The sequence below is a fragment of the Vibrio sp. D173a genome (assembly GCF_030248475.1).
The window spans coordinates 1-753 of sequence record NZ_JAHGAH010001524.1; the positions used below are offsets into that span (position 1 = coordinate 1).

General features: G+C 42.9%; 1 protein-coding gene. It reads right to left on the reverse strand.

From position 1 onward, the window contains the following. On the reverse strand, positions 1 to 456 hold a 456-nt coding region (gene ccmA, locus KIV40_RS34485; RefSeq protein ID WP_285353951.1), incomplete at its 3' end, for a cytochrome c biogenesis heme-transporting ATPase CcmA. Between the last annotated feature and the right edge of the window lie 297 nt (positions 457 to 753).

Genomic DNA, 753 nt, shown 5'->3' on the forward strand with positions numbered 1-753 from the left:
CCACAGCATCTGTTTGCTCAACCACAAACGCGCGAGTGCTACACGACGCTGTTGCCCCGCAGACAACTGCCCTGCCGGAACGTCTTCTCGTCCAGCTAAGCCCACTTGAGCAAGTGCGCTATAAAGTTCTTCTTTAGTCGCTTTACCACTGTGAATCGCCTGGTAAAAACTCAAGTTTTCGTACGCACTGAGCTCGCGCTTAACACCTGTTTGGTGACCAAGAAACAGAAGGTTTTGATGATAAGCGTCTCGATTGGACTCAATTGACTGCCCATCCCAAGAAATCGTCCCCTCATCTCGGTCACCTAAACCCGTAATAATCCTAAGTAGTGTGGTCTTGCCGGTGCCATTCCTTCCTTCAACTTGCACCAGTTCTCCGGCTTTAAGTTGAAAAGACAAAGATTCGAATAGAACTCTTTCGTCACGAATAGCAGTTAAATTTGAGACTTCTAACATAGGAAATTTGGGTCCAATAATAAGAGGGGTATAGTAGCACACCATTATGGTGACAAAACAGGACTAGGTCTTTGCGAAAGAACAAACTCAGTAAGAAACTGTTAACGCTGTGTCAAAATTTACACATTTTATCTTTAAAGCATAATCTCTCAAAGATACAAACACTTAGAGATAGCGTTCTATAACTTAGATTTTGCAATTTCACTAAACTTTGGACACAAAAAAAGAAGCCTAAGCTTCTTTTTAAAATAGCGGTTTCGCGCTTAACTTAATTTTTAGCGACGCGGTGGCTTGCGG